21 protein-coding genes are annotated in these 22,812 nt (G+C 36.9%); 16 read left to right on the top strand and 5 right to left on the bottom strand.

Annotated features, from left to right (window positions below):
* The first annotated feature begins 83 nt into the window (after positions 1–83).
* From obgE to A6M55_RS04775, 15 genes are all read left to right on the top strand, one after another.
* A complete protein-coding gene (gene obgE, locus A6M55_RS04840) occupies positions 84–1,073 on the top strand; it encodes a GTPase ObgE (protein WP_064196749.1) in 990 nt (329 codons plus the stop codon).
* A 96-nt stretch (positions 1,074–1,169) separates the two neighbouring features.
* Positions 1,170–3,881, top strand: coding sequence for a sialate O-acetylesterase (locus A6M55_RS04835; protein WP_064196748.1), 2,712 nt, complete (start codon positions 1,170–1,172; stop codon positions 3,879–3,881).
* 116 nt (positions 3,882–3,997) lie between these two features.
* Entirely contained in the window at positions 3,998–6,943 is a 2,946-nt protein-coding gene (locus A6M55_RS04830; RefSeq protein ID WP_064196747.1) for a sialate O-acetylesterase, read from the top strand.
* Between the two features lie 145 nt (positions 6,944–7,088).
* Positions 7,089–7,463, top strand: a complete 375-nt coding sequence (locus A6M55_RS04825; RefSeq protein WP_064196746.1) for an NADH-quinone oxidoreductase subunit A — start codon at positions 7,089–7,091, stop codon at positions 7,461–7,463.
* A 92-nt stretch (positions 7,464–7,555) separates the two neighbouring features.
* On the top strand, positions 7,556–8,101 hold the full coding sequence (locus A6M55_RS04820) for an NADH-quinone oxidoreductase subunit B (protein ID WP_064196745.1): 546 nt from the start codon (positions 7,556–7,558) through the stop codon (positions 8,099–8,101).
* A gap of 44 nt (positions 8,102–8,145) precedes the next feature.
* A complete protein-coding gene (locus tag A6M55_RS04815; protein WP_064196744.1) occupies positions 8,146–8,643 on the top strand; it encodes an NADH-quinone oxidoreductase subunit C in 498 nt (165 codons plus the stop codon).
* A 92-nt stretch (positions 8,644–8,735) separates the two neighbouring features.
* Positions 8,736–9,971: an NADH dehydrogenase (quinone) subunit D gene (gene nuoD / locus A6M55_RS04810; protein ID WP_082892927.1), complete on the top strand. Its 1,236-nt coding sequence runs from the start codon at positions 8,736–8,738 to the stop codon at positions 9,969–9,971.
* Between the two features lie 14 nt (positions 9,972–9,985).
* Positions 9,986–10,480: an NAD(P)H-dependent oxidoreductase subunit E gene (nuoE, locus tag A6M55_RS04805; RefSeq protein ID WP_064196743.1), complete on the top strand. Its 495-nt coding sequence runs from the start codon at positions 9,986–9,988 to the stop codon at positions 10,478–10,480.
* Positions 10,481–10,542: 62 nt separating this feature from the next.
* The gene (locus tag A6M55_RS17675; RefSeq protein WP_197491664.1) at positions 10,543–10,680 is read left to right on the top strand and encodes a type II toxin-antitoxin system HicA family toxin; all 138 of its coding nucleotides are present in this window, start codon (positions 10,543–10,545) and stop codon (positions 10,678–10,680) included.
* Positions 10,677–10,892 carry a type II toxin-antitoxin system HicB family antitoxin gene (locus tag A6M55_RS04800; protein WP_064196742.1) on the top strand — a complete coding sequence of 72 codons (216 nt, stop codon included), beginning with the start codon at positions 10,677–10,679 and terminating at the stop codon, positions 10,890–10,892. The genes A6M55_RS17675 and A6M55_RS04800 overlap by 4 nt, the downstream gene beginning before the upstream one ends.
* A 29-nt stretch (positions 10,893–10,921) precedes the next feature.
* Positions 10,922–12,259, top strand: a complete 1,338-nt coding sequence (nuoF, locus tag A6M55_RS04795) for an NADH-quinone oxidoreductase subunit NuoF (protein ID WP_064196741.1) — start codon at positions 10,922–10,924, stop codon at positions 12,257–12,259.
* Positions 12,260–12,317: 58 nt separating this feature from the next.
* Positions 12,318–13,409, top strand: a complete 1,092-nt coding sequence (locus tag A6M55_RS04790; RefSeq protein WP_064196740.1) for a 2Fe-2S iron-sulfur cluster-binding protein — start codon at positions 12,318–12,320, stop codon at positions 13,407–13,409.
* Between the two features lie 111 nt (positions 13,410–13,520).
* Complete coding sequence (gene nuoH, locus A6M55_RS04785; RefSeq protein WP_064196739.1) at positions 13,521–14,696, top strand: NADH-quinone oxidoreductase subunit NuoH; 1,176 nt, start codon at positions 13,521–13,523, stop codon at positions 14,694–14,696.
* Positions 14,697–14,786: 90 nt separating this feature from the next.
* Positions 14,787–15,332 (top strand): NADH-quinone oxidoreductase subunit I, encoded by a 546-nt coding sequence (locus tag A6M55_RS04780; RefSeq protein WP_064196738.1) that lies wholly within the window; start codon positions 14,787–14,789, stop codon positions 15,330–15,332.
* Between the two features lie 30 nt (positions 15,333–15,362).
* Entirely contained in the window at positions 15,363–15,899 is a 537-nt protein-coding gene (locus A6M55_RS04775; protein WP_064196737.1) for an NADH-quinone oxidoreductase subunit J, read from the top strand.
* An 81-nt stretch (positions 15,900–15,980) separates the two neighbouring features.
* Here A6M55_RS04775 and A6M55_RS04770 read toward each other — a convergent pair whose 3' ends face one another.
* Complete coding sequence (locus A6M55_RS04770; protein ID WP_197491663.1) at positions 15,981–16,334, bottom strand: hypothetical protein; 354 nt, start codon at positions 16,332–16,334, stop codon at positions 15,981–15,983.
* 706 nt (positions 16,335–17,040) lie between these two features.
* On the opposite strand from A6M55_RS04770, the gene ade reads away from it, so the two are divergent.
* Positions 17,041–18,678 (top strand): adenine deaminase, encoded by a 1,638-nt coding sequence (gene ade / locus A6M55_RS04765; RefSeq protein ID WP_064196757.1) that lies wholly within the window; start codon positions 17,041–17,043, stop codon positions 18,676–18,678.
* Positions 18,679–18,725: 47 nt separating this feature from the next.
* Here the strand turns inward: ade and A6M55_RS04760 are convergent, their stop codons facing one another.
* The 4 genes from A6M55_RS04760 to dapF form a co-directional block, all read right to left on the bottom strand.
* The gene (locus A6M55_RS04760; RefSeq protein WP_064196735.1) at positions 18,726–19,673 is read right to left on the bottom strand and encodes a threonine/serine dehydratase; all 948 of its coding nucleotides are present in this window, start codon (positions 19,671–19,673) and stop codon (positions 18,726–18,728) included.
* A 34-nt stretch (positions 19,674–19,707) separates the two neighbouring features.
* The gene (locus tag A6M55_RS04755) at positions 19,708–20,148 is read right to left on the bottom strand and encodes a DinB family protein (RefSeq protein WP_064196734.1); all 441 of its coding nucleotides are present in this window, start codon (positions 20,146–20,148) and stop codon (positions 19,708–19,710) included.
* A gap of 60 nt (positions 20,149–20,208) precedes the next feature.
* Positions 20,209–21,756 (bottom strand): putative maltokinase, encoded by a 1,548-nt coding sequence (locus tag A6M55_RS04750; RefSeq protein ID WP_064196733.1) that lies wholly within the window; start codon positions 21,754–21,756, stop codon positions 20,209–20,211.
* 147 nt (positions 21,757–21,903) lie between these two features.
* Positions 21,904–22,668, bottom strand: coding sequence for a diaminopimelate epimerase (dapF, locus tag A6M55_RS04745; protein WP_064196732.1), 765 nt, complete (start codon positions 22,666–22,668; stop codon positions 21,904–21,906).
* Between the last annotated feature and the right edge of the window lie 144 nt (positions 22,669–22,812).

Below are 22,812 nucleotides of genomic sequence, written 5' to 3'. Positions count from 1 at the left end.
TAAATAGAGAAAATTAGGGTATTTTAAACTAATAATATCATTTAAAATACCCCATATTGTACATTGAGATATTGAATTAAGCTATGACGAGTAACTTTATTGATTACGTAAAAATAAACTGTGTTTCAGGAAATGGTGGTGCTGGGTCGAGACACTTTAGACGTGAAAAGCACGTGCCTAATGGTGGCCCTGACGGTGGCGATGGTGGAAGAGGTGGACACATAATTTTACGTGGAAATTCTCAGTATTGGACACTCTTACACTTAAAGTATCAAAAACACATTAAAGCCCAACACGGTGTTGCAGGTGAAGGTGGACGTAGGTCTGGTCGACAAGGAGAAGACCATATTATCGAAGTGCCACTTGGTACAATTGCAAAAGATGCCGAAACTGGTGAAATAATGGGAGAAGTTACCGAAGATGGGCAACAAATCATATTATTACCAGGAGGAAGAGGTGGTTTGGGAAACTGGAATTTCAGAAACTCAACTAACCAAGCACCCGAATATCATCAAACTGGCGACCCTGGTCAAGAGTTATGGATAATTTTAGAATTAAAAGTTTTGGCAGATGTGGGCCTTGTAGGCTTCCCAAATGCTGGAAAATCAACACTGCTTTCTACGGTATCGGCTGCTAAACCAGAAATTGCCGATTACCCTTTTACAACTTTAACCCCAAACCTTGGAGTTGTTGCTTACCGAAATTTCAAGTCGTTTGTAATGGCCGACATACCTGGAATTATCGAAGGAGCATCTGACGGAAAAGGACTTGGGCTTCGCTTCCTAAGACACATCGAAAGAAACTCAATTTTGCTGTTTGTAGTTTCGGGCGATGCTGAGAATCCAATGAAAGAATACAAAACCCTTCTCAAAGAATTAAAATTGTATAATCCAGAATTGCTGGACAAAAAAAGAGTACTGAGTATTTCAAAGATTGATTTGATTGATGAAAAGCAAATCAAGAAAATAAAAACTAAAATCCCAGAAGATTTGCCTTATGTTTTTTTCTCGGCAGTTACCAATCAAGGAATTGACGAATTGAAAGACTTGATTTGGCAAAACTTAGAAAGATAATTTAAATAAACATATATGGCTTCATATATGTTTTTGTTTGTTCAACACACAACTCCGATTAATAATCTGAGTGAACCTTAATTTAATTATTTCGCCATGAAAAAAACTTTTTTAAGTTTATTTCTCTTGGTGCATACAACTGTTTTTGCTCAAATAGCAATTTCATTTCCTGTAAATAGGGCAGTTTTTCAAAGAAATGCCTCAAATACAGGTATGATTCCTATTGCGGGTACGTTTCAGTCCCGAGTTGAAAGAATTGATGCACGACTAACTCCAATCAATGGTGGTAATTCCGTTGACTGGACGGCAATTGCCGTAAACCCCAATTTCGGCACTTTTATAGGCAATATTTTTGCCCAAGCGGGTTGGTACAAACTCGAAGTAAGGGCATTGAGAGGTACTGAAATAATTGGTATATCTACCGTTGAAAAGGTTGGAATTGGCGAAGTTTTGATTATTTCTGGGCAGTCAAATGCCCAAGGATATGAAAATAGAGGGAATCCGCCTGCGGTAGATGATAGAGTTAATTGTGTCACAAATTTCTTTTCTTATGGGCAAATAAAAGAACCACCTTTTCCTGTTATAGCTCAGATTACTGAAAATGTAAAAATAGCTCCATTGGGCAACGGTTCATGGTGTTGGGGAAAACTTGGAGACTTATTGGCTGCAAAATTGAATGTACCAATTTTGTTCATTAATTCAGGTTTTGAAGCAATGGGAATTGAAGCTTGGAGAAAAAGTGCTGATGGCGAAAGAGGACAGGACTTTTATTCTGGAAATTTTGCTCTGCCCGGTTATCCTTATGAGAATCTAAAAAAATCACTACATTATTACGCCAATATGTTTGGTGTGAGAACAGTTTTGTGGCATCAAGGCGAAACAGATAATGACAAACGCACAACAACTCAGCAGTATCGTGAATATTTAGAGTATGTAATTTCAAAAAGTAGAAGTGATACTGGAAAAAATATTAACTGGATGGTTTGTAGAGTTAGTCGAGTGAGTTCGGGAACTTACCAGCCTGTTATTGATGCTCAAAATCAAGTAATACGAAATTTTCCAAATACTTTTGAAGGACCTGATACAGACCAGATTGGTGGTAGAACTGATGGGGTTCATTTTTTTGGAAGTGGTTTATTAGAATTAGCCCAAGCTTGGAATACAAAACTGGATTTGAACTTCTTTTCAAAGGCAACGCCAATACCTCCATCAAGTCCGCTGTATTTTGATTTAAGATGTAATGTTGAAAATTCCCAGAATCCGCTCAGAATATTCATGCCAAATGGGTTTAAGGAATATTATTGGACAAATGGTTTTAGTGATTTATCAAATAATATTGCCCTTGAAACTTCAACGGGCTTTTATCGTGGACGAGCAGTCGATTATCTTGGAAATGTTTATTATACTCCTTTGGCTAATTACTCCTCCCTTTCAATTAATAACAGACCAAACATTCGAGTAGAGGGGGCGACGAGTTTCTGCGAAGGAGGGAGTGTTCGACTAACTTCAAATGTTGAACAAGATATTTTCTGGAGTACAGGAGCAAGTTCTAAATCAATTAATGTGAGTCAAAATGGTTTTTATACAGTGAGTCAGGTAAATTACTTAGGTTGTTTTGTACAGTCAGAAGGAGTTTCAGTTAATATTTTGCCAAAACCAGATGTGCGTATTTCAGCGGAAGGAGAAACCACATTCTGTGCTGATAGGTCAGTAAAACTTACTTCAAATGTGAATAATAATCTAATATGGAGTAATGGTGAAACAAATACAACAATAACCGTCAATCAAGCTGGAGATTACTTTGCCCGTGCAAAAAATGAATTTGGTTGTGAGGGAATTTCACCAAGTATAAAAATAACAGTAAATCCTGCTCCAGCAAGACCAGTTATCATTCCAAACGGACCTATTGTATTTTGTTCTGATAAATCGGTTAGGCTTACATCAGATATAACAAACAACATAACATGGAATACTGGCGATAAAAATTTTAATTTGCAGGTAAGTAAATCAGGTGAATATTTTGTCACTGCACGAAATGAATTTGGATGTCAGGCATCGTCAAATATTATTCAGATAAAAGTAAATCCTCTGCCGCCCAAACCAAGAATATTGGCGAGCGGTCCAACTATTTTTTGTGATGGAGATAATGTAAGCCTTTCCGCTCCTGAAAGTCAAGGATACCAATGGAGTAATGCAAAGACCTCAAAAGAGCAAACAATTTCATCTTCTGGCTTTTTTACAGTAAAAACGGTTGATCAAAATGGCTGTGTATCTCCTCCATCAGATGAAATGGAAGTAGTAGTTAAGCCATCTCCGATAGGAATTAGTGTTTTGCAGACAGGCACTTTTACACTTGAAGCACTGGCAAGTGGCCTTTTCGATGTCAAATTTGAGTGGTATAAGGATAATGTATTACTTCAAAACTCAACTCGTACCTTAAAAGCAAAAACTGATGGTAGTTATGCGGTAAAAGGTTCGATTTTATATCAATTGAGCGGTGGAAGAACACTCCGATGTTTTTCACCTCTTTCGAATACCTATCGATTCAAGATAGACCCGTCAATGCAAGGAATGAGTGTTTTTCCGAATCCAGCACCAAAGTCTATAATCAATATAGAGACCCAAGAAGACTTGAAAGATGCAGTAGTAGATATTTACGATTTGAAAGGTGTGAAATTGAAAAGCTTTGATGTACCAAGTTTTGAAACCAGAAAAACTTTCGATTTGTCAGATATGCAAAGGGGGGGAATGTTGATTAACGTTAAAGCCGATAATTTTAATGTAATTAAACGAGTTTATATTGAATAAAACGTAGATTTTTGCCATTAAATAACTTTTTTATTCAAGATTATCTAATCCATATTGATTATAGCTGTTGTCTGTTGTAAATTTGTAAAAGGCAATGAACCTTAATCCGTTTAAGAATGAATTATTTAAGGAATTGGTTAATTTTGTTGATGAATATTGTTCTTTTAGATTCTTATTCACAAATACAAATTACCTTCCCCGTTTCACGCATAGTTTTCCAAAGAAATAACCAGAATCAAGCCAATATCAACATAGCTGGCAGTTATTTCCAACAACTTGATAGGATAGAGGCAAGAGCAGTACCAGTTTGGGCAGGACAAGGCTCCGAGACTGGCTGGAACGCTGTTCAAGATTTTCGTAATAATGGTATTTTTAGTGGAACACTTCAGCTAAGTGGCGGTTGGTATAATATTGAAGTTAGAGGGTTCCTCAATGGTAATGTAGTGACGAATACAACGCTTGAGCGAGTTGGGGTTGGAGAAGTTTTTATTGTAGCTGGCCAGTCTAATGCTCAAGGAGACCAGTCTTACTCAGGTGCAACAATCGGAGCATCAGATGATAGAGTTTCGGTTATTAACTATTATGACCCAAATCTGAATGAAGAGGCACTACCTTTTCAGTTTTCTCAGATGGGTAATAATACTAAGATGGCTCCTTATAACTATGTTCCATGGTTTTGGGCCAAACTTGGCGATAAACTCGTACAAAAACTTAATGTCCCCGTTTTATTTTATGGTGCTGCTTTAGGAGGATTGAGCTGTGAGGTTTGGCGACGCTCTGCTGATGGACAAGATTTAAGAACCGAATTACCTACATTTGTAAGAGTAGAAGGAATGCCCTATAGAGGTATGAAAGCTGCACTTCAACACTTTGCAACACGAACAGGGGTGAGAGGGATTTTATGGCAACAAGGCGAGAGTGATGGTAATTCAAGTGCAGAAAATTATTATAATAATTTACGGACTGTTATCGAAAAAAGTAGATCAGACTCAAAAAAAGGAGATTTAGCTTGGGTCGTTGCTCGTTCTTCAAGAAACCCTACAATTTTACCAACAGTTATTGAAGGACAGAACTTAACTATTCAACGTATAGCAAATGTATTTGCTGGCCCCATGACTGACGAAATTGTTGGTTCAAATCAAAGAGCAGATGGCATACATTTTTATAATGACGGATTATGGTCGGCCGCAGATTATTGGAATAACTATTTAGATGGTAATTTCTTTGCGAATTCACAGCCGCTGGCTCCAAGAAATTTGCCACCTGTTAATATTATTTGTAACCCAAATACTACTATTAACAAGTTTACAGTCACAACAAGTGGTTATTCTGCTTATAAGTGGAGTAATGGTGGCACTGCAAATTTTATAACTGTCACGAATGGAACATTTTCATTCAAAGCCCAAGATGATGTTGGGAATACCGTTTTTTCACAGCCTATCACCCTTTCAACCAATAATAATGTAAGTCAACCTACTATTACTGCGAATGGAAATACTACTTTCTGTGATGGACAAGGAGTTGTTCTGACTTCAAATGTAAATGGAGGAAACCTCTGGAGTAATGGCGAAAGGGGACAATCAATTGTTGCCCGTGGGGCTGGAAATTACACCGTAGTAAATTATTCAATCAACGGCTGTGTTTCACCAGCGTCTAATCCTGTGAACGTGAATGTTTTGCCATCACCCTTTAATGTCATTAGTGTAAGTAAATCTTTACCTATTTGTCCCGATGAATCGGTAGAACTCTTTACAACAAATAATGATGGTATTTCCTATCAATGGAGTACAAATGAAAACACAAAACGTATAACAGTAAATAAAGCAGGTTCATATAATCTACGCATAAGAGGACAAAATGGATGTGAATCACAATCTTCCATTGATATAAATTTTCGTCCACGCCCGTCTTCATCAATTATAGCAGATGGTGAGACAACTTTTTGTCTCGGAAAGAGTGTGAACATTTTTCCTGAAAATGATTTTCCTTCTTACTTATGGAGTACGGGTGCAACAAGCAAAACAATCAATGTACGTACAGATGGTATATATACATTGCGTGTGAAAGATAGTTTTGGATGCAGTTCGGAATTGATTTCGAAGAAAGTCACTGTAAATGCACTCCCGATAGTGAAGATTAAAGCTGATGGAGTTGATAAGTTTTGTGAAGGAAATGTTGTAGGTTTATCTCCCCAAGTTGAGTCAGCTCAAGGCTACCGATGGAGTACTGGAGAATCATCAAGAGAAATATATGTCGTAAAAGAAGGTTCATATAGTTTATCTATTAGAGATAGAAATGGGTGTGAATCCTCTCCTGATACAATTAAATTAAAATATATTCCATCTCCAATTGCAATAATTTCAACAAGTGATGGAATGAGTACGATTTGTGAAGGTACAAGTTTATCTTTAATTGCGAATGATGCCGTAGCATACACATGGAGTACAGGTGCTATTTCAAAAGGTATTGCTGTTGATAAAGCAGGGATATATACCCTACGTATAAAAGACGATAAAAATTGTTTGTCTAAACCAACATCATTTGAGGTGACAGTCAAAGAAACTCCTGCAGTTCCAAGTATTAGTATTGATGGTACTTTTCAACTTTTAGCGATTTCGCGAAATAATAATTCAGCCCAGTTTTTCAATTGGAAGAAAGATAACGAAGACCTTTCTACGGTTTCAGCTATTTTAAAAGCCAGTACATCTGGAAACTATTCTGTTCGGATGGGAATGAAATATTCGTTAGCAAATAATAAAGAATTAGTATGCTATTCACAATTTTCAAATCCTGTAAATGTATTCGTCCCTTATCTCGATAAAGGATTCCGAGCTTATCCAAATCCGAACTCCAATGGACAATTTACTATTGAGACAATTGCTGACAACCCAAATGCCGAAATAGCAGTCTTTACACTTGCAGGACAAAAAGTATACTCAGGTATAATCAGCGATTTAAAAGAAAAACGTCCGCTTGATTTACGACAATTAGAAAAAGGTATTTATATCATTCGTTTGGTAAGTGGTTCTTATGAAGCCTCTTCACGAGTAATCATTAAATAAAAACGGGGGTGAAAATATTTTCACCCCTTTTTTATTTTGTTTCTTAGCATAACAATAGTAATTTTGGAACATAAAAGATGGGAAGTAGTAAAAAGCCGTTAATAACAAATTTATAAAACCTTTGACTACTGTTAATTATTGATTTATGAAAGAATATTTGCCTTCAGATTTCCTCCCAATTTTGGTGCTTATTATAGCAGCTATCGGGTTTATTGTCACAACGATGATTGTAACCCACGCAATAGGCCCAAAAAGAAACAGTGAATTAAAAGATGCTCCGTTTGAGTGCGGTATTGACTCCGAAGGAGATGCCCGTACACCGATTTCAATCAAATATTTCCTCACTGCCATTTTGTTTGTACTTTTCGATGTTGAGGTGATCTTTATGTATCCTTGGGCAGTAAATTTCAAAAAGCTCGGCTGGTTTGGCTTTACCGAAATGGTTGTATTCCTAACACTTTTGATGGCTGGTTTTTACTATATCATTCGTAAAGGTGTATTAAGCTGGGAAAGAGATTAATAATTTGTTTTTACCAAAACAAATTAACTTAACACATAGTTGAAATAATAGCAATTGTAGCACTACAATTATACTATTGATAATTAGAAAACATGAGTAATCAAATAAAAACAATAGAAGCTCCCGAAGGATTTGAAGGTTCTGGCTTTTTTGCAACTTCATTTGAAAAAGTAATCGGAATTGCCCGTAGTAAATCATTATGGCCATTGCCATTCGCAACCTCTTGTTGCGGAATTGAGTTTATGGCAACAATGGGTGCTCACTACGATATTTCTCGTTTTGGTTCTGAGCGTCCAAGTTTCTCACCACGCCAAGCCGATCTATTGATGGTAATGGGAACAATCGCCAAAAAAATGGCACCTGTTCTAAAGCAAGTTTACTTGCAAATGGCAGAACCTCGTTGGGTGATAGCCGTTGGTGCTTGTGCTTCCAGTGGTGGAGTTTTTGATACATATTCAGTATTGCAGGGTATTGACCGTGTAATACCAGTAGATGTATATGTGCCAGGCTGCCCACCACGTCCAGAACAAATCTTAGATGGATTAATGCAAATTCAAGAATTGGCTGTCAATGAGTCACTTCGCAGAAGAAATACTTCCGAATATCAAGCTTTGTTAGAATCTTACAACATTCAGTAAAGTATAGATTTCTTATTGAAGAAAGTTTAAATTTTAGAATTAGAATGACTAATCAACAAATAGCTGAAGATATAGTAGCAAAGTTTGGAGAAAATACCCACTCTTTTGAAGAGCCTTGGGGATTACTTACCCTTACTACTAATCGTCAGAATATTATTTCGCTTCTTGAGTATTTAAAGCAACACGAAACTTTTCGTTTTAATTTCTTAACCGATTTGACAGGTATTCATTTGCCTGATAATCAAGGTGCTGAGTTTGGTGTGATTTATCACCTCCATAGCCTTGAAAATAACGTAAGGATTCGAATCAAAGTTTTCTTGTCGCAAGATGATATACATATTCCAACCGCAACAACAGTCTGGCCGACCGCCAATTGGATGGAAAGAGAAACCTACGATTTCTTCGGAATTCTTTTCGATGGTCACCCAAAACTTATCAGAATTTTGAATATCGAAGAAATGGACTATTTCCCGATGCGTAAAGAATATGCACTCGAAGATGCCACTCGTGAAGATAAGATTGACGCCTTGTTTGGAAGATAAATCACCCCCAGCCCCTGAAGGGGTGTTTAATGGGTAATATAAAATAATAAATACTTTTCATTATTAGTCCCCCTTTAGGGGATAGGGGTTTTATGGAAGACATACTAATACCAAAAAATACATCAGATGCTTTGGCCTTAAATAGACCGATAGTTGAAGATACTGAATTTACTACTTTAAATCTTGGGCCAACTCACCCAGCTACGCATGGTATTTTTCAAAATATCTTGAAGATGGATGGGGAGAAAATCGTTTCGGGCGAGCAAACAATCGGTTATATTCACCGTGCGTTTGAAAAAATTGCTGAGCGTCGTCCTTTCTACCAAATTACGACTCTTACTGACCGAATGAATTACTGTTCCTCACCAATCAACAACATGGGTTGGCACATGACAGTAGAAAAACTTTTGGGCGTAACTGTACCGAAAAGGGCAGAATATATTCGTGTAATTATGATGGAGTTGGCTCGTATTGCTGACCACATTATTTGTAATTCAATCTTAGGTGTTGACACAGGTGCTTACTCTGGTTTCTTATATGTTTTCCAAGAACGTGAAAAAATATATGAAATCTACGAAGAAATGTGCGGTGCTCGTCTAACAACTAATATGGGTAGAATTGGCGGAATGGAAAGAGATTTGTCTCCAACTGCAATCGCTAAAATTAAGGATTTAATTTACAATAGTTTACCAAAAGTATTGACTGAGTTTGAAAAGCTTTTCAATCGTAATCGTATTTTTGTTGATAGAATTGTAAATGTTGGAGCAATTACTGGCGAAAGAGCATTAGAGTACGGTTTTACCGGGCCAAACTTACGTGCGGCAGGTGTTGATTATGATGTTCGTGTGATGGAGCCTTATTCTTCGTACCAAGATTTTGAGTTTGATATTCCAGTTGGTCACAACGGAGATACTTATGATCGTTTCATGGTGCGTAACCAAGAAATGTGGGAAAGTATGAAGATTATTCGACAGGCTCTTGAAAATCTCCCTGAAGGTCCATACTATGCCAACGAAAATCACTACTATTTGCCTCCAAAGCATGATGTTTACAAAAATATGGAAGCTTTGATATACCATTTCAAAATCGTAATGGGTGAAATTGATGCTCCTGCGGGTGAAGTGTATCATGCAGTAGAAGGTGGGAATGGTGAACTTGGCTTTTATTTGGTAAGTGATGGCGGTCGAGCTCCATATCGTTTACACTTCCGTCGTCCGAGCTTTATTTATTATCAAGCATACCCAGAAATGTGCAAAGGCGTGTCAATTTCTGATGCCATCGTAATTATGAGTAGCTTAAATGTAATTGCTGGAGAGTTAGATGCTTAATAAAAGATTATACAATGACTGAGAATAATAATATAGTTTTTACGCCCGAAAGACTGGCGAAAGTACAAGAAATAATAGCACGTTATCCAGAAGGAAGACAAAAATCAGCCTTGTTACCCGTTTTGCATTTAGCTCAAGAACAATTTGCCTGGATGAGTCAAGGTGTAATGGATTATGTAGCAAGTTTATTGTCTATAAAACCAGTTGAAGTATATGAGGTTGCATCGTTTTATACGATGTTTCATTTAGAACCAGTTGGTAAGCACGTGATCGAATATTGTCGTACAGGTCCGTGTGTATTAATGGGAGGAGAAGAAGTATTCGGACACCTTCAACAGAAATTGGGTATTAAGAAGGGTGAAACAACGGCCGATGGTCTTTTCACTTTGAAAGAGGTAGAATGTTTGGCTGCTTGTGGTTGGGGACCATGTTTCCAAATTCGTGAAAAATATTATATGCACTTGAACAATCAGAAAGTTGATGAAATTATTGAAGAACTTTCTAAGTAATGAGTAAAAGATGGCTATAAAGTGGAAACAATTAATGGATTTATTAGAGAAAGATGGTTGGTATGAAGTACGTCAGTCATCGACAATTGAAAAATTCTAATAAATCAGGCTTAGTTACAGTTTCCTATCATAAAATTTCAGATGATGTACCAATCGGGACTTATAAGAATATTTTACGACAAGCTCAATTAGATGTATGAAAAGATATATTATTATATTTGAGAAAACAGCTACTGGATTTGGTGCTTATGCACCTGACATTCCAGGAGTTGGGGTAACAGGCACAACAAAAGAAGAAGCAGAGACTTTAATATATGAAGCTATTAAATTTCACTTTGAAGGCTTAGAGTTAGAAGGATTACCATTGCCAGAGTCAATCTCTGAAGCTGAAATGTTATTGATTCCAGCATAATTTTAAACGATTTCGTGAATTAAAAAGATATGTCACTAAAAATATTAACCGAACATTGTAGTACACCAGGAATCGAGACTCTTGAGGTTTATCGTAAGAAAGGCGGTTATACTGCCGTTGAGAAAGCCTTGAAAAAAATGACTCCTGATGAGGTTGTAGAAGAAGTCAAGAAATCTGGCGTTCGTGGACGTGGAGGGGCAGGTTTCCCGATGGGAATGAAGTGGTCGTTTTTGGCAAAGCCAGAAGGAGTGCCACGTTATTTAGTTTGCAATGCTGATGAATCAGAGCCAGGTACCTTCAAAGACCATTATTTAATGAAAACCATTCCTCACTTATTAGTTGAGGGGATGATTATTTCAAGCTATGCTCTTGGTGCAAACAAATCATTCATTTACGTTAGAGGTGAGTTGATGTATGTAATTCGTATTCTTGAAAAAGCCATCGAAGAAGCAAAAGCTGCTGGTTTCTTAGGTAAGAATATACTTGGAAGTGGTTATGATTTAGAATTAGTAGTACAACCAGGTGGTGGTGCATATATCTGTGGAGAAGAAACTGCCCTTTTAGAATCACTCGAAGGAAAGCGTGGAAACCCAAGAAATAAGCCACCTTTTCCAGCTGTAAAAGGACTATACCAAAGTCCAACCGTAGTAAATAACGTTGAATCAATCTCAACGGTATCTTGGATTATTAATAATGGTGGCGAGGCTTATGCCGCTGTCGGTGTGGGCAAAAGTACTGGTACAAAATTAATCTCAGCATCAGGTCATATCAACAAACCAGGTGTTTATGAAATCGAACTCGGGCTTTCTTGTGATGAATTCTTAAACTCTGACGAATATTGTGGTGGAGTTCGCACAGGTCATCGATTGAAAGCAGTTGTAGCTGGTGGTTCATCAGTGCCGATTGTTCCAGGTGCATTATTCTTGAAAAATGCGAATGGTGAAGATAGATTAATGTCTTATGAATCTTTGTCAGATGGTGGTTTCGCAACTGGTACTATGTTAGGTTCAGGAGGTTTCATCGCTTTTGACGAAACAGCTTGTATTGTTCGTAATACTTGGAATTTTTCAAGGTTTTATGAGCATGAATCTTGCGGGCAATGTTCACCATGTCGTGAAGGAACAGGCTGGATGCAAAAAGTATTAAATCGTATCGAACATGGTAAAGGTTCTATGAGTGATATTGATTTATTAGTTGATGTATCGAAAAAAATCGAAGGAAATACCATTTGTCCATTGGGTGATGCAGCCGCTTGGCCAGTTGCCAGTGCAATTCGTCACTTCCGTGATGAGTTTGAATGGCATATAAAACATCCAATAGAAGCTACTAAAGCAGGTGCTGTTTATGCAGGTGCAGTTTTAGTCTAATTCGATAACCAAAGCAGTTTATTTTTAGTAGAAAAGAAGTTTATTATCAGAAAAACTGATGGAAGATATAAAACCAGTAATGTTTAAAGTCACTGTTGATGGTGTGGAAGTAGAAGTTGCTCCAGGAACAACCATTATGCAGGCTGCTCGCCAGATTGGCCCAGAAGTAGCACCGCCAGCCATGTGCTACTATGAACCACTCAAAGGTTCGGGTGGAAAATGCCGTGCTTGTTTGGTGAAAGTTGCGGCTGGTTCAGCAAAAGACCCACGTCCGATGCCTAAATTGGTTGCTTCGTGTATCACGCCTGTACAAGATGGTATGGTGGTTGAAAACTTCACCAATCCACAAGTGGTAGAAGCTCGCAAAGGAGTCGTTGAGTTTTTATTACTCAATCACCCACTTGATTGTCCCGTTTGTGACCAAGCAGGTGAGTGTCATTTACAAGATTTTGCTTTTGAAAATGGGACAAGTACAACTCGCTATCAAGAAGAGCGTCGTACGTTTGAGAAAGAAGATATTGGTCCTTACGTACAACTGCACATGACACGTTGCGTGTTGTGCTATCGTTGCGTTTATACGGCTGACCAAATTACTGATGGCCGTGTTCATGGCGTAATGGGAAGGGGTGACCATGCCGAAATTTCAACTTACATTGGTCGTGCAATTGACAATGATTTCTCAGGAAATGTAATTGATGTTTGTCCAGTCGGTGCTTTAACTGATAAAACTTACCGTTTCAAAAATCGTGTATGGTTTTCTAAACCAGTTGATGCCCATTGTGATTGCGATAAATGTAGCGGAAACGTGCAATTATGGTATCGTGGAGACGAAGTAATTCGTGTGACAGCCCGCAAAAATGAATGGGGTGAGGTAAAAGAATTTATTTGTAACACTTGTCGATTCGAGAAGAAGAAAACAAGTGATTGGGTAATTGAAGGGCCAACGAAAGTAAATCGTGCTTCCGTGATTTCAGCAAATAAATACGGCTCAAATTTAATTAAAAAACCAGATTTTGCCTTGAAATTGGCTGAATCTCAATTTAAAAAGATTGATGATTCTCGTCCGTATGTCAATGAAATGGCCGAAATAAAGCAATCTGAAGACTACAAAGCATTGCAGCAAAAAAATGAAAGTTATTTCAAAAAGTAATTTTGAGGTTTTGTTTAAAATATTTGGAAAGTTACTCGAAGATACGACAACATATAAATCGTAATTCGTAAATTCTATTCGCACGGGCGACCCCGTCGTAAACTTTTAATTATGAGTTCTTTTGTACAATGGCTAACCGAAAGTATGTTTCTTTGGAAAGCTCTTATTATTATCGTAATTTTTGCAATCACACTTGGTATTGCAGCATATTCAACTTGGGCTGAGCGTAAAGTAGCCGCTTACATTCAAGACCGTCGTGGTCCGAATCGTGCTGGTTGGGGTGGTTTATTACAACCACTCGCCGATGCTGGAAAAATGTTTTTCAAGGAAGATTTTATTCCAGCACAAGCCGATAAATGGTTATTTATATTAGGGCCTTGTTTATCAATGTTCACTGCTTTGATGTCAAGTGCTGTTGTACCATTCGGAAATTCATTTATTATTGGAGGTAAAGAAGTTTTCGTTCAAGCTATCGAAATCAATATTGGCATTTTATACGTTTTTGGTGTTGTGTCGCTTGGAGTTTACGGAGTAATGATTGGTGGATGGGCATCAAATAATAAATTTTCTTTGTTAGGTGCTATCCGTGCGGCTTCGCAAAATATTAGTTATGAATTGGCGATGGGTATGTCAATCATAGCTATTTTGATGATGTCAGGTACTTTATCACTTCGTGAAATTGTATTACAACAACACGGAGGCAATTGGAATGTATTTTATCAGCCACTTGGTTTTTTAATATTTACAGTTTGTGCATTTGCTGAATGTAACCGTACTCCATTTGACTTACCTGAGTGCGAAACTGAGTTAGTTGGTGGATATCACACAGAATATAGCTCAATGAAATTAGGTTTTTATCTTTTTGCAGAATACATCAACATGTTTGCTTCTTCAGCAGTAACAGCTTGTTTGTTTTTCGGTGGATATAACTACCCAGGAATGGATTTTGTTGAAAGTCAGTTAATATCTGCTCTCGGAGCAAATGTTGGTCATAACGTAGCAACTTTGGTAGGAATTGGCTCAATGTTTACTAAAATCTTATTTGGTATATTCTTCTTTATGTGGGTTCGTTGGACAGTTCCACGTTTCCGTTATGACCAATTAATGAATCTTGGTTGGAAAGGCTTAATTCCATTAGCAGTTGCAAACCTCATAATTACAGCAGGAGCAATTCTTTCAGGGTATAAATTGGTTGGGATTTGGATCGGTTTAGCTTTGATGGTTGTACTAATTTCTGTAGGCTGGTCAATGCGTCCGAAAAAGAAAAACGCTATTATGGGAGCGTAAATCAATTAACAATTATCAATTAATGAGAGATTTTGAACAATGAGTTAAGAAAGGCTCATTCGCTCATTCACTCATTCACTCATTAAAACTATGCAGTTAACTAATAGAGCAAAAAAAACTGATAAATCCGAATTAAGTTTGTTTGAGAGAAGTTATTTACCTTCTCTTGCTACAGGTTTAGGTATTACGATTAAACACTTTTTTCAAGCGAAGCCTACAATCGAATATCCTGAACAAAAACGCTATTTGGGACCAGTTTTTCGTGGACATCATATCTTAAAAAGAGACGAAGAAGGACGTGAACGTTGTACAGCTTGTGGGCTTTGTGCCGTAGCGTGTCCTGCTGAAGCGATTTCGATGGTAGCACAAGAGCGTGTGAAAGGTGAAGAACATCTTTATCGTGAAGAAAAATATGCGGCGGTTTATGAAATTAATATGCTACGTTGTATTTTCTGTGGTCTTTGTGAAGAAGCTTGCCCAAAACAAGCTGTTTATTTACGTCATGACAAATTTGTGCCAGTATTTACTGACCGTTCAGATGTAATTTATGGGAAAGACCAATTGGTAGAAGACATGAATCAACGCTACCAGAGAGATGCTTGGACCAAAGAAGATGCCATGAAGCTTTGGAAGTAATTTTTTTAAGCCTTAGATTTTAACCAGAATATGCAAAATATACTTAGTTTACCTCCAATTTTTTATACATTCGCCATATTATCAGTATTAACTCTTTTTGGAGCTTTAGGTACTATAATGTCGAAAAATCCAGTGCATAGTGTCATTTATTTAATTGTGACATTCTTTTCAATTTCGGCTCACTATATATTATTGAATGCCCAATTTTTAGCAGCAGTTAATATTATTGTTTATGCAGGTGCTATCATGGTATTATTTCTATTCGTGATTATGTTCTTGAATATGAAACAAGAAACTGATGAAATGAAGAATAATAAATTGATTACAACTGCTATCGTGACAGCTCTTTTGTTAGGTGGAATTTTGATTATTTTCCTAAGAAGAGCAGGAAAAGAGAAAATAGATGCTACGAGTTTTAATTCACAAACTGGAATGGTTGAAATTTTAGGACAGTCTCTTTATGGTGAATATTTATTGCCGTTTGAGCTTATATCTGTATTGTTTTTGGTGGCAATGGCTGGTGCAGTGATGCTGGCTAAGCGTGAACCTGGCGAAAGACATTTCTAAACAGAATTACTCTAAATATAAAAAGCGTCTCAAGAATTATTCTTGAGACGCTTTTTTCTTTATTCTAACTTAGAAAATCTCTTATTTACTATTAATAATAATTGGATTTTTTTTTTTAAATCTCTCCATAAATTCATTAAACGTACTTTCTCTTTTCAAGAAATAGCGATAAAACCAAATAATGGTAGCACTCGGAATAATGTCTGTGAATGGAATTATTTCTTCTAAGAAACCTGCGATAGCACCAAATGTAGTTCGATGAACTGCATAAATTAAAACCGAAATAATCGGTGCGATTACCACATCGGCTGCTTCGCCCAGTGCAGGAATGAGATATGTTACCATCCCTAAAGCATCAATAGCCAAACTTGCCATTAAATCTTTACGTTTTTTTTCATTGAAACTCTGTGAAACGTTATCACTGTTATTTGTCATTTTTGATGCGAATGAAGGGTGTTTTTTCATTCATTGTATTAAACGTTAGTTGACCTAAAAAGTATCAGTTTTTTTGAAGAATTTTATGAAAGGTCTAAAACAGTGCCAAAAGTCGCAAAGTTTGATAAATATTGGAAAATATTCAAAAAATAGCTCATAAAAGAACAAAATCTATGCCAAAAAATGCTTCAAATTAAAATTGATTGATAACTGATTGATATGATATGGAAATGTAGCGAATTTAAAAATTATCCATTTAATAGGTATTTGGCACGATTTTGGTTGTAAATTAAGTGTTCGCAAAAGATACACACAGATAAATAATAGCGTAAGAAAACACTTAGCTGTTATTTCAAAAATATTCAAAAAGGTTCACTCAAATAGACTTAAAGTCATCTGATGTTATTGGATGACTTTTTTATTTTTATAGTATATTGAGCTAAAAAACTCCGATGCGATAGTTCCCCGCGAAGTCCTCGAAATCACTCTGTAATTTGTTGAATTAAAAGGTTCACTCTTCCAAACTATCATTTTGGGTGACTTCATTCTTTAGACTCTAAAATCGCTGCTTCGGTCACAATTCATTAATAATTTTTCTCAATTTGTTTATTTTAACTCATTTTGTACAATATTTGAAACGAAATTGATATTTTTTACAAAAAAAGATTTATTTTACCAAAAATATAAGAATCCCCAAATTTCATCAATGATAAATTTAAGTGCTAATATAGTAAATGTGTTTGATGGCACTGTTTCCTATGGAACGTTGATTATTGAAAATGGTAGAATCCATCAAATAAATCTACAAGGAGCAGAAAGAGAAGGAGAAAAATATATCCTACCAGGTCTGATTGATGCTCACGTACACGTGGAAAGCTCTATGCTTACACCCGCACAGTTTGCTCGATTAGCAGTTGTTCACGGTACTGTTGGTACCGTTTCTGACCCTCATGAAATTGCCAATGTTTTAGGGGTAAAAGGCGTTGAATTTATGATTGAAGATGGGCGACGAGTACCTTTCAAATTTTGCTTTGGAGCTCCATCTTGTGTACCAGCAACGGGCTTCGAAACCGCTGGTGCCGAAATTACAGCAAAAGATATTGCTCATTTATTTACCTATAAGGAGGTTGGTTATTTGGCCGAAATGATGAATTTTCCTGGGGTTTTGCATGAAGACCCATTGGTAATGCAGAAAATTGCTTTGGCACAAGCATTCAATAAACCTGTTGATGGTCATGCACCTGGATTAAGAGGAGCGGCAGCAAAAAAATATATTGAAGCAGGTATAGAAACTGACCACGAATGTTTTACAAAGAGTGAAGCATTAGAAAAGCTTAAACTCGGCATGAAAATATTGATTCGAGAGGGTAGTGCTGCAAAAAACTTTGAAGAATTGATTCCTTTAGCTGATGAACATTTTGCCAATATGATGTTTTGCTCCGACGATAAACATCCAGATAATTTGGTTGAAGGTCACATCAATCAACTTGTTAAAAGAGCAATAGCCAATGGAATAGATAGATTTAAAGTGCTTCGGATGGCAACTATTAATCCGATTTTGCATTATCGAATGAATATTGGGTTATTGAGAGAAGGTGATTGGGGTGACTTTATTTTGGTTGATAATTTGGAAGATTTCAATGTCGAAACGACGTATATCAATGGTCAGAAAGTTGCTGAAAATGGTGTTTCGTTGATTGAAAATCTACAAAGCGAAATAATCAATAATTTTGATTGTGAACTGATTGAACCCAAACAAATTGAAATTATTGCTCCTGTAAATGTGCAACGAATGAGAGTTATACAAACCATTGATGGACAGTTGATTACGAATGAAGTTTTTGTAGAGCCCAAAATAGAAAATGGTTTTGTAGTAGCTGATTTAGAAAAAGATATATTAAAGATAGTTGTTCTGAATCGCTATAAAACTGCTCCACCAGCCATCGCTTTTATCAATAATTATGGCTTAAAAGAAGGTGCTATCGCTTCTTCAGTTGGTCATGATTCTCATAATATTATAGCGGTTGGGGTGGATGATTTTTCCATTTGTGAAGCTATTAATCTGATTATCAGAGAAAAGGGGGGAGTTTCTGCCGTAAGCAATACTAAACGTGGTGTATTAGGTTTACCAGTAGCTGGTCTGATGAGTAGTGATGATGGTTATAAAGTAGCAGAGAGCTATACCATGATTGACCGATTTGTGAAAGAGCAGCTCGGTAGTACACTTATTTCTCCATTTATGAGCTTATCATTTATGGCTCTGTTAGTAATTCCTGCTCTCAAACTTAGTGATTTAGGGCTTTTTGATGGAGAAAAATTTGAGTTTGTAGATTTATTTGAATAATAACAAAAAGAGGTAAGTCTGTGAAACTTACCTCTTTTTGTGTCTATTTAAAAAGGAAGTTTTCCTAAATCAATATTTCCACCCGTTAGAATAATACCTACCTTTTTTCCTGCAAATCTTTCCTTTTGTTTCAGTAAAGCTGCAAATGGAACAGCACAGGATGGCTCGATAACAATCTTTAGGCGTTCCCAAATTAATCGCATTGCTGCAATTATTTCATCATCACTTACTAAAATAATATCTTTTACATACATTCTGATAATTTCCAGCGTTTTGTCGCCCAGATTTGTCATCAAGCCATCAGCAATGGTATTTATATACGGTGCTTTCTCAATTTTCCCACTCTTAAATGATAAAATTGCATCGGCTGCTCCTTCGGGTTCACCTGCAATTACTTCAGCATTAGGTAATAGATAATGCGTTGCAAGAGCTGTTCCACTCAAAAGTCCACCTCCACCAACTGGAGCCATTATTATTTGCAAGTTCGGAATTTCAGCAATTAATTCAACTGTTGCAGTTGCTTGTCCAGCAATTACATCATAATTATTGAATGGGTGAACAAACGTTGCTCCAGTGCGGTCAATTACTTGTTGAACTGTTGATTCACGTGCATCAAGTGTTGGTTCGCACTCAATAATTTCACCATTAAGAGCTTTTACACCATTTTTTTTGATAATAGGTGCATTGCTTGGCATCACAATATAAGCTTTAGTTCCGACCGTTTTAGCTGCCAAAGCAATCGCTTGTGCATGATTGCCTGATGAGTGAGTTGTGATGCCCTTTTCTTGCTCTGCTTTCGATAAAGACAAAACAGCATTCATACCACCACGGGCTTTAAACGCTCCAATTTTTTGAAAGTTTTCGCACTTAAAAAAAATCTCGCAACCAGCCAGTTCGTTGATACTTGTTGAACTTAGTACCGGAGTGTGATGAATAAACGGTTTGATGCGTTCGTGAACTTCTTTGATGTCGTCAAGGCTTGGGATATGATTCATATTTGTTGAATTGGTTTTCTTTAGCGTTCAAAATTTATCTTACGTAAAGAATAAAATCGGTTGTTGGTAATGTTTCTATTTTACCTTTAAGCAGTAAAACTACTTGTCCTCGATGATAGGAAGCGTGCAGAGCCAAATGGCTTAGAATTTGGTTGATTGTGCTCGTAAAATGCTGGCCATTTGAAGTTTGGTAGGCAATCAACTGGTCAAAATCTTGATTATTAATGATTTTGTTGATGTCATCATAATTGATTTCTAAAAGTTCAAGCATAATTTTTGTGTCAAAAACTTCCCAAACTTTTAGTTCAGTTACATTTCCATTTATTCGATCGAGCCAAATGCGTTGAGCTGCAATTGTGTGCGAAAAAATCTCAATCACACGTTGAGGAATTTCAGATGCACAAATCATACCTTCAAGTACTTTTAGATTTGCCCAATGCTCGTGTTCAAAAATTTGCTTAAAATACTCTTTCATTAAAAATAACTCTTTATCTAACCCATTAAAAGTGCTTTACTAAATTGGATACCACTACTTCTATCTTCTCAATTTTTCTACTTCTGCCAAAACCTCTGCAATGCCTTTAAGCGGAATTTTTACCCAGCTTGGGCGATAATTTACTTCATAGCCAATCTCATAAACTGCTTTTTCGAGTAAATGGAAGAGCAAAAGATAGTTTATTTCATTGTTATCTTTAAATAACGGGTGTGGATTTCCAAAAACAGACAGATATTCTTCAAGATAAGTATCTTTAATCAATTTATACCAACGGTCGGCCGCACGTTGGAGTTGCAGCTCATCTATTTCACTGGTTTCGGCTGAGTTATAAAGTTTTGCAGAAACAGCATAATGATAGGAGCGAATCATACCTGCTACATCTTTTAGTGGCGAATGTTTTATTTTTCGCTCAGAAATTGTACTTTCTGGCTCTCCTTCAAAATCTATGATAACCAAGTCGTTTTCGGTTGCTAAAACTTGCCCCAAGTGATAATCGCCATGAATACGAGTTCGGTACGAAAAAAGTGGACGGGTAAGCACTTGATCAACGAAATCAAGAATCAAATCTTTAGCTTCCATAAATTTCCATGCCAAAGTTTGGGCCTGCTCGTCGAGACGTAGATAGTTATCAGTCAATAAGTTATATCGACGTTCGAGTAGGTTTTCCATTTTTTGGTGCAAAAATCTCCGGTATTGGCGGTCGAAAGGTTCAGCATTAAATGTACCAGCTCCACGCAGGGCAAAAAGAGCTTTGTGCATTTCGGCAGTTCGGTGTGCAAGCAAAGCAACTTTCCCGAAAACCGATTCTTTAATCTGAAAATTTCCATCGACAAAAGCCAGCAAGAAGTCATTCAGATAATCGCCCGTCATACTCCAATCATCCTTTTCGCTTTTGATGACTTCGACCATTACTGCAAACGTAATTTCAGAAACATCGGCACGTTTCCAAGTAATGCTGCCTGCAAATCTCGGTATATTTCGGAAGTCAGAGTGCTGAGTTATAAACTCAACCATTTCAGCTTCTGGATTTGTTTCGGTGAAAAGTTTTCGGTAAAGTTTAAGGAAATACTTACCCCCAAAAACCATTGCTGAATTTGATGAATCAATATTGGGCAAATGCGAATCAATGACGTCAGATTCGGCTACGAATGCTTTTCCGTTGAAGAAAACAAGTTTATCATCATTGATTTGATTATAAGATTGTTTATGGTAAATGCTTGAAAATAAGGCGTTTCTGAAAGTTACATCATAAATGGCATCAACAAGGTGACCTATATTATCGTCCATACTGGCTTTGCTCAGAATTCCTTTCGAAGGAATTTCTTGTGTCCCTTCTTTTACAAATGACAGGGGCAAAAGGTATAACTCACTGTCGCCTTCCTCATATCTCGATTCAAAAGTCATGAAAATGAAATCCTCGAAATGAACAGCATCTCTTACTTTTAATTGCTTAATTTGGCGAGCCTTACCCGCAAACCAACGGCATTGGGCAATGTAGGGTGGGAGAATATTATCTTCTAAAACTGTATGGACATACTTATCTTTTTCAAAGCCTTCCCATTCAATAGCTAAAACAAATTCGGTCATCGTATTTTCGTTTTTGTTAGGTTACCGAAATTATGCACTCCTGTTTGATTATGCAATGTTTTTTGTAGTAAATGTTTTGATAATACAAAAAGCCTCGATTTTCAATGGAATATCAAGGCTTTTTTACCTATTTTATCGGTTGTCTGATTACAAAATACCGTCAAAAACTTTAACGGCTGGCCCGATTAGATGCACATCTGTAAAATCTTCGTTGAAAGAAACTTGTAAATTCCCACCTTTCGTAATCACATTTATGGGGCTTCTCATACCATGACGCAAATAAGCTGATAGGGCAGAGGCTGTAACTCCCGTGCCACACGAAAAGGTCTCGTCTTCTACGCCACGCTCATAAGTTCGCACATAAATTGTGTCATCACTCAAGATTTCTACAAAGTTTACGTTTGTACCACCACGAGCTACCCATTCGGGTGAATATCTGATTTTTTTGCCTGCTGAAAATACATCAAATGCCTCAATATCAGTTACATACATTACGTAATGGGGCGAGCCTGTATTCATAAAATCATAGGCTTCATGACGCTCAAGGCTGTGAACTTCACCCATTTTCAAAGAAATTACTTTTTTACTGGCTTGGGCAGTATGTTCGCCATCAACAGCTATAAATTTTGTAGTTTCTTTAAAAACACCTAAATCTTCGGCAAAACGAACGGTGCAACGTCCACCATTTCCGCACATACTACCTTCACGACCATCAGCGTTGTAATAAACCATTCGGAAATCGTATTCAGCATCATTTTGCAGTAAAATTAGCCCATCAGCTCCAATTCCAAATCGGCGGTGGCAAAGGTGCTCAATGTATTCTTGGCTGGCAGGAAAACTACCGTCACGATTATCAATCATCACAAAATCGTTGCCTGTACCTTGATATTTATAGAATTTTATGTTGTTCATTGTGTTGTTTTTTCTAAGGAACTCTTCGGACTGGAGTCCCCCTTTAGCGAAGACTTCCTTTAAATTAGTTTACATTTTCGATTATTGGATATAAAAAAAGCCGCTCCAATGGGGCGGCCTTTTCCTACACAAAATTATGAAAAA

Source organism: Emticicia sp. MM, assembly GCF_001649495.1.
Note: the sequence above shows the minus strand (reverse complement) of the source record. Positions and strands in the feature narration are given on the sequence as shown.

Excerpts from the sequence above, each read along its gene's own strand:
- A6M55_RS04825 (WP_064196746.1), top strand. The coding sequence starts at position 7,089 with ATGAAAGAATATTTGCCTTCAGATTTCCTCCCAATTTTGGTGCTTATT.
- A6M55_RS04820 (WP_064196745.1), top strand. The coding sequence starts at position 7,556 with ATGAGTAATCAAATAAAAACAATAGAAGCTCCCGAAGGATTTGAAGGT.
- A6M55_RS04800 (WP_064196742.1), top strand. The coding sequence starts at position 10,677 with ATGAAAAGATATATTATTATATTTGAGAAAACAGCTACTGGATTTGGT.
- nuoE (WP_064196743.1), top strand. The coding sequence starts at position 9,986 with ATGACTGAGAATAATAATATAGTTTTTACGCCCGAAAGACTGGCGAAA.
- A6M55_RS04790 (WP_064196740.1), top strand. The coding sequence starts at position 12,318 with ATGGAAGATATAAAACCAGTAATGTTTAAAGTCACTGTTGATGGTGTG.
- A6M55_RS04815 (WP_064196744.1), top strand. The coding sequence starts at position 8,146 with ATGACTAATCAACAAATAGCTGAAGATATAGTAGCAAAGTTTGGAGAA.
- A6M55_RS17675 (WP_197491664.1), top strand. The coding sequence starts at position 10,543 with ATGAAGTACGTCAGTCATCGACAATTGAAAAATTCTAATAAATCAGGC.
- A6M55_RS04835 (WP_064196748.1), top strand. The coding sequence starts at position 1,170 with ATGAAAAAAACTTTTTTAAGTTTATTTCTCTTGGTGCATACAACTGTT.
- A6M55_RS04775 (WP_064196737.1), top strand. The coding sequence starts at position 15,363 with ATGCAAAATATACTTAGTTTACCTCCAATTTTTTATACATTCGCCATA.
- ade (WP_064196757.1), top strand. The coding sequence starts at position 17,041 with ATGATAAATTTAAGTGCTAATATAGTAAATGTGTTTGATGGCACTGTT.
- dapF (WP_064196732.1), bottom strand. The coding sequence starts at position 22,668 with ATGAACAACATAAAATTCTATAAATATCAAGGTACAGGCAACGATTTT.
- A6M55_RS04770 (WP_197491663.1), bottom strand. The coding sequence starts at position 16,334 with ATGACAAATAACAGTGATAACGTTTCACAGAGTTTCAATGAAAAAAAA.
- nuoD (WP_082892927.1), top strand. The coding sequence starts at position 8,736 with ATGGAAGACATACTAATACCAAAAAATACATCAGATGCTTTGGCCTTA.
- A6M55_RS04755 (WP_064196734.1), bottom strand. The coding sequence starts at position 20,148 with ATGAAAGAGTATTTTAAGCAAATTTTTGAACACGAGCATTGGGCAAAT.
- A6M55_RS04780 (WP_064196738.1), top strand. The coding sequence starts at position 14,787 with ATGCAGTTAACTAATAGAGCAAAAAAAACTGATAAATCCGAATTAAGT.
- A6M55_RS04760 (WP_064196735.1), bottom strand. The coding sequence starts at position 19,673 with ATGAATCATATCCCAAGCCTTGACGACATCAAAGAAGTTCACGAACGC.
- A6M55_RS04750 (WP_064196733.1), bottom strand. The coding sequence starts at position 21,756 with ATGACCGAATTTGTTTTAGCTATTGAATGGGAAGGCTTTGAAAAAGAT.
- nuoF (WP_064196741.1), top strand. The coding sequence starts at position 10,922 with ATGTCACTAAAAATATTAACCGAACATTGTAGTACACCAGGAATCGAG.
- A6M55_RS04830 (WP_064196747.1), top strand. The coding sequence starts at position 3,998 with ATGAATTATTTAAGGAATTGGTTAATTTTGTTGATGAATATTGTTCTT.
- nuoH (WP_064196739.1), top strand. The coding sequence starts at position 13,521 with ATGAGTTCTTTTGTACAATGGCTAACCGAAAGTATGTTTCTTTGGAAA.
- obgE (WP_064196749.1), top strand. The coding sequence starts at position 84 with ATGACGAGTAACTTTATTGATTACGTAAAAATAAACTGTGTTTCAGGA.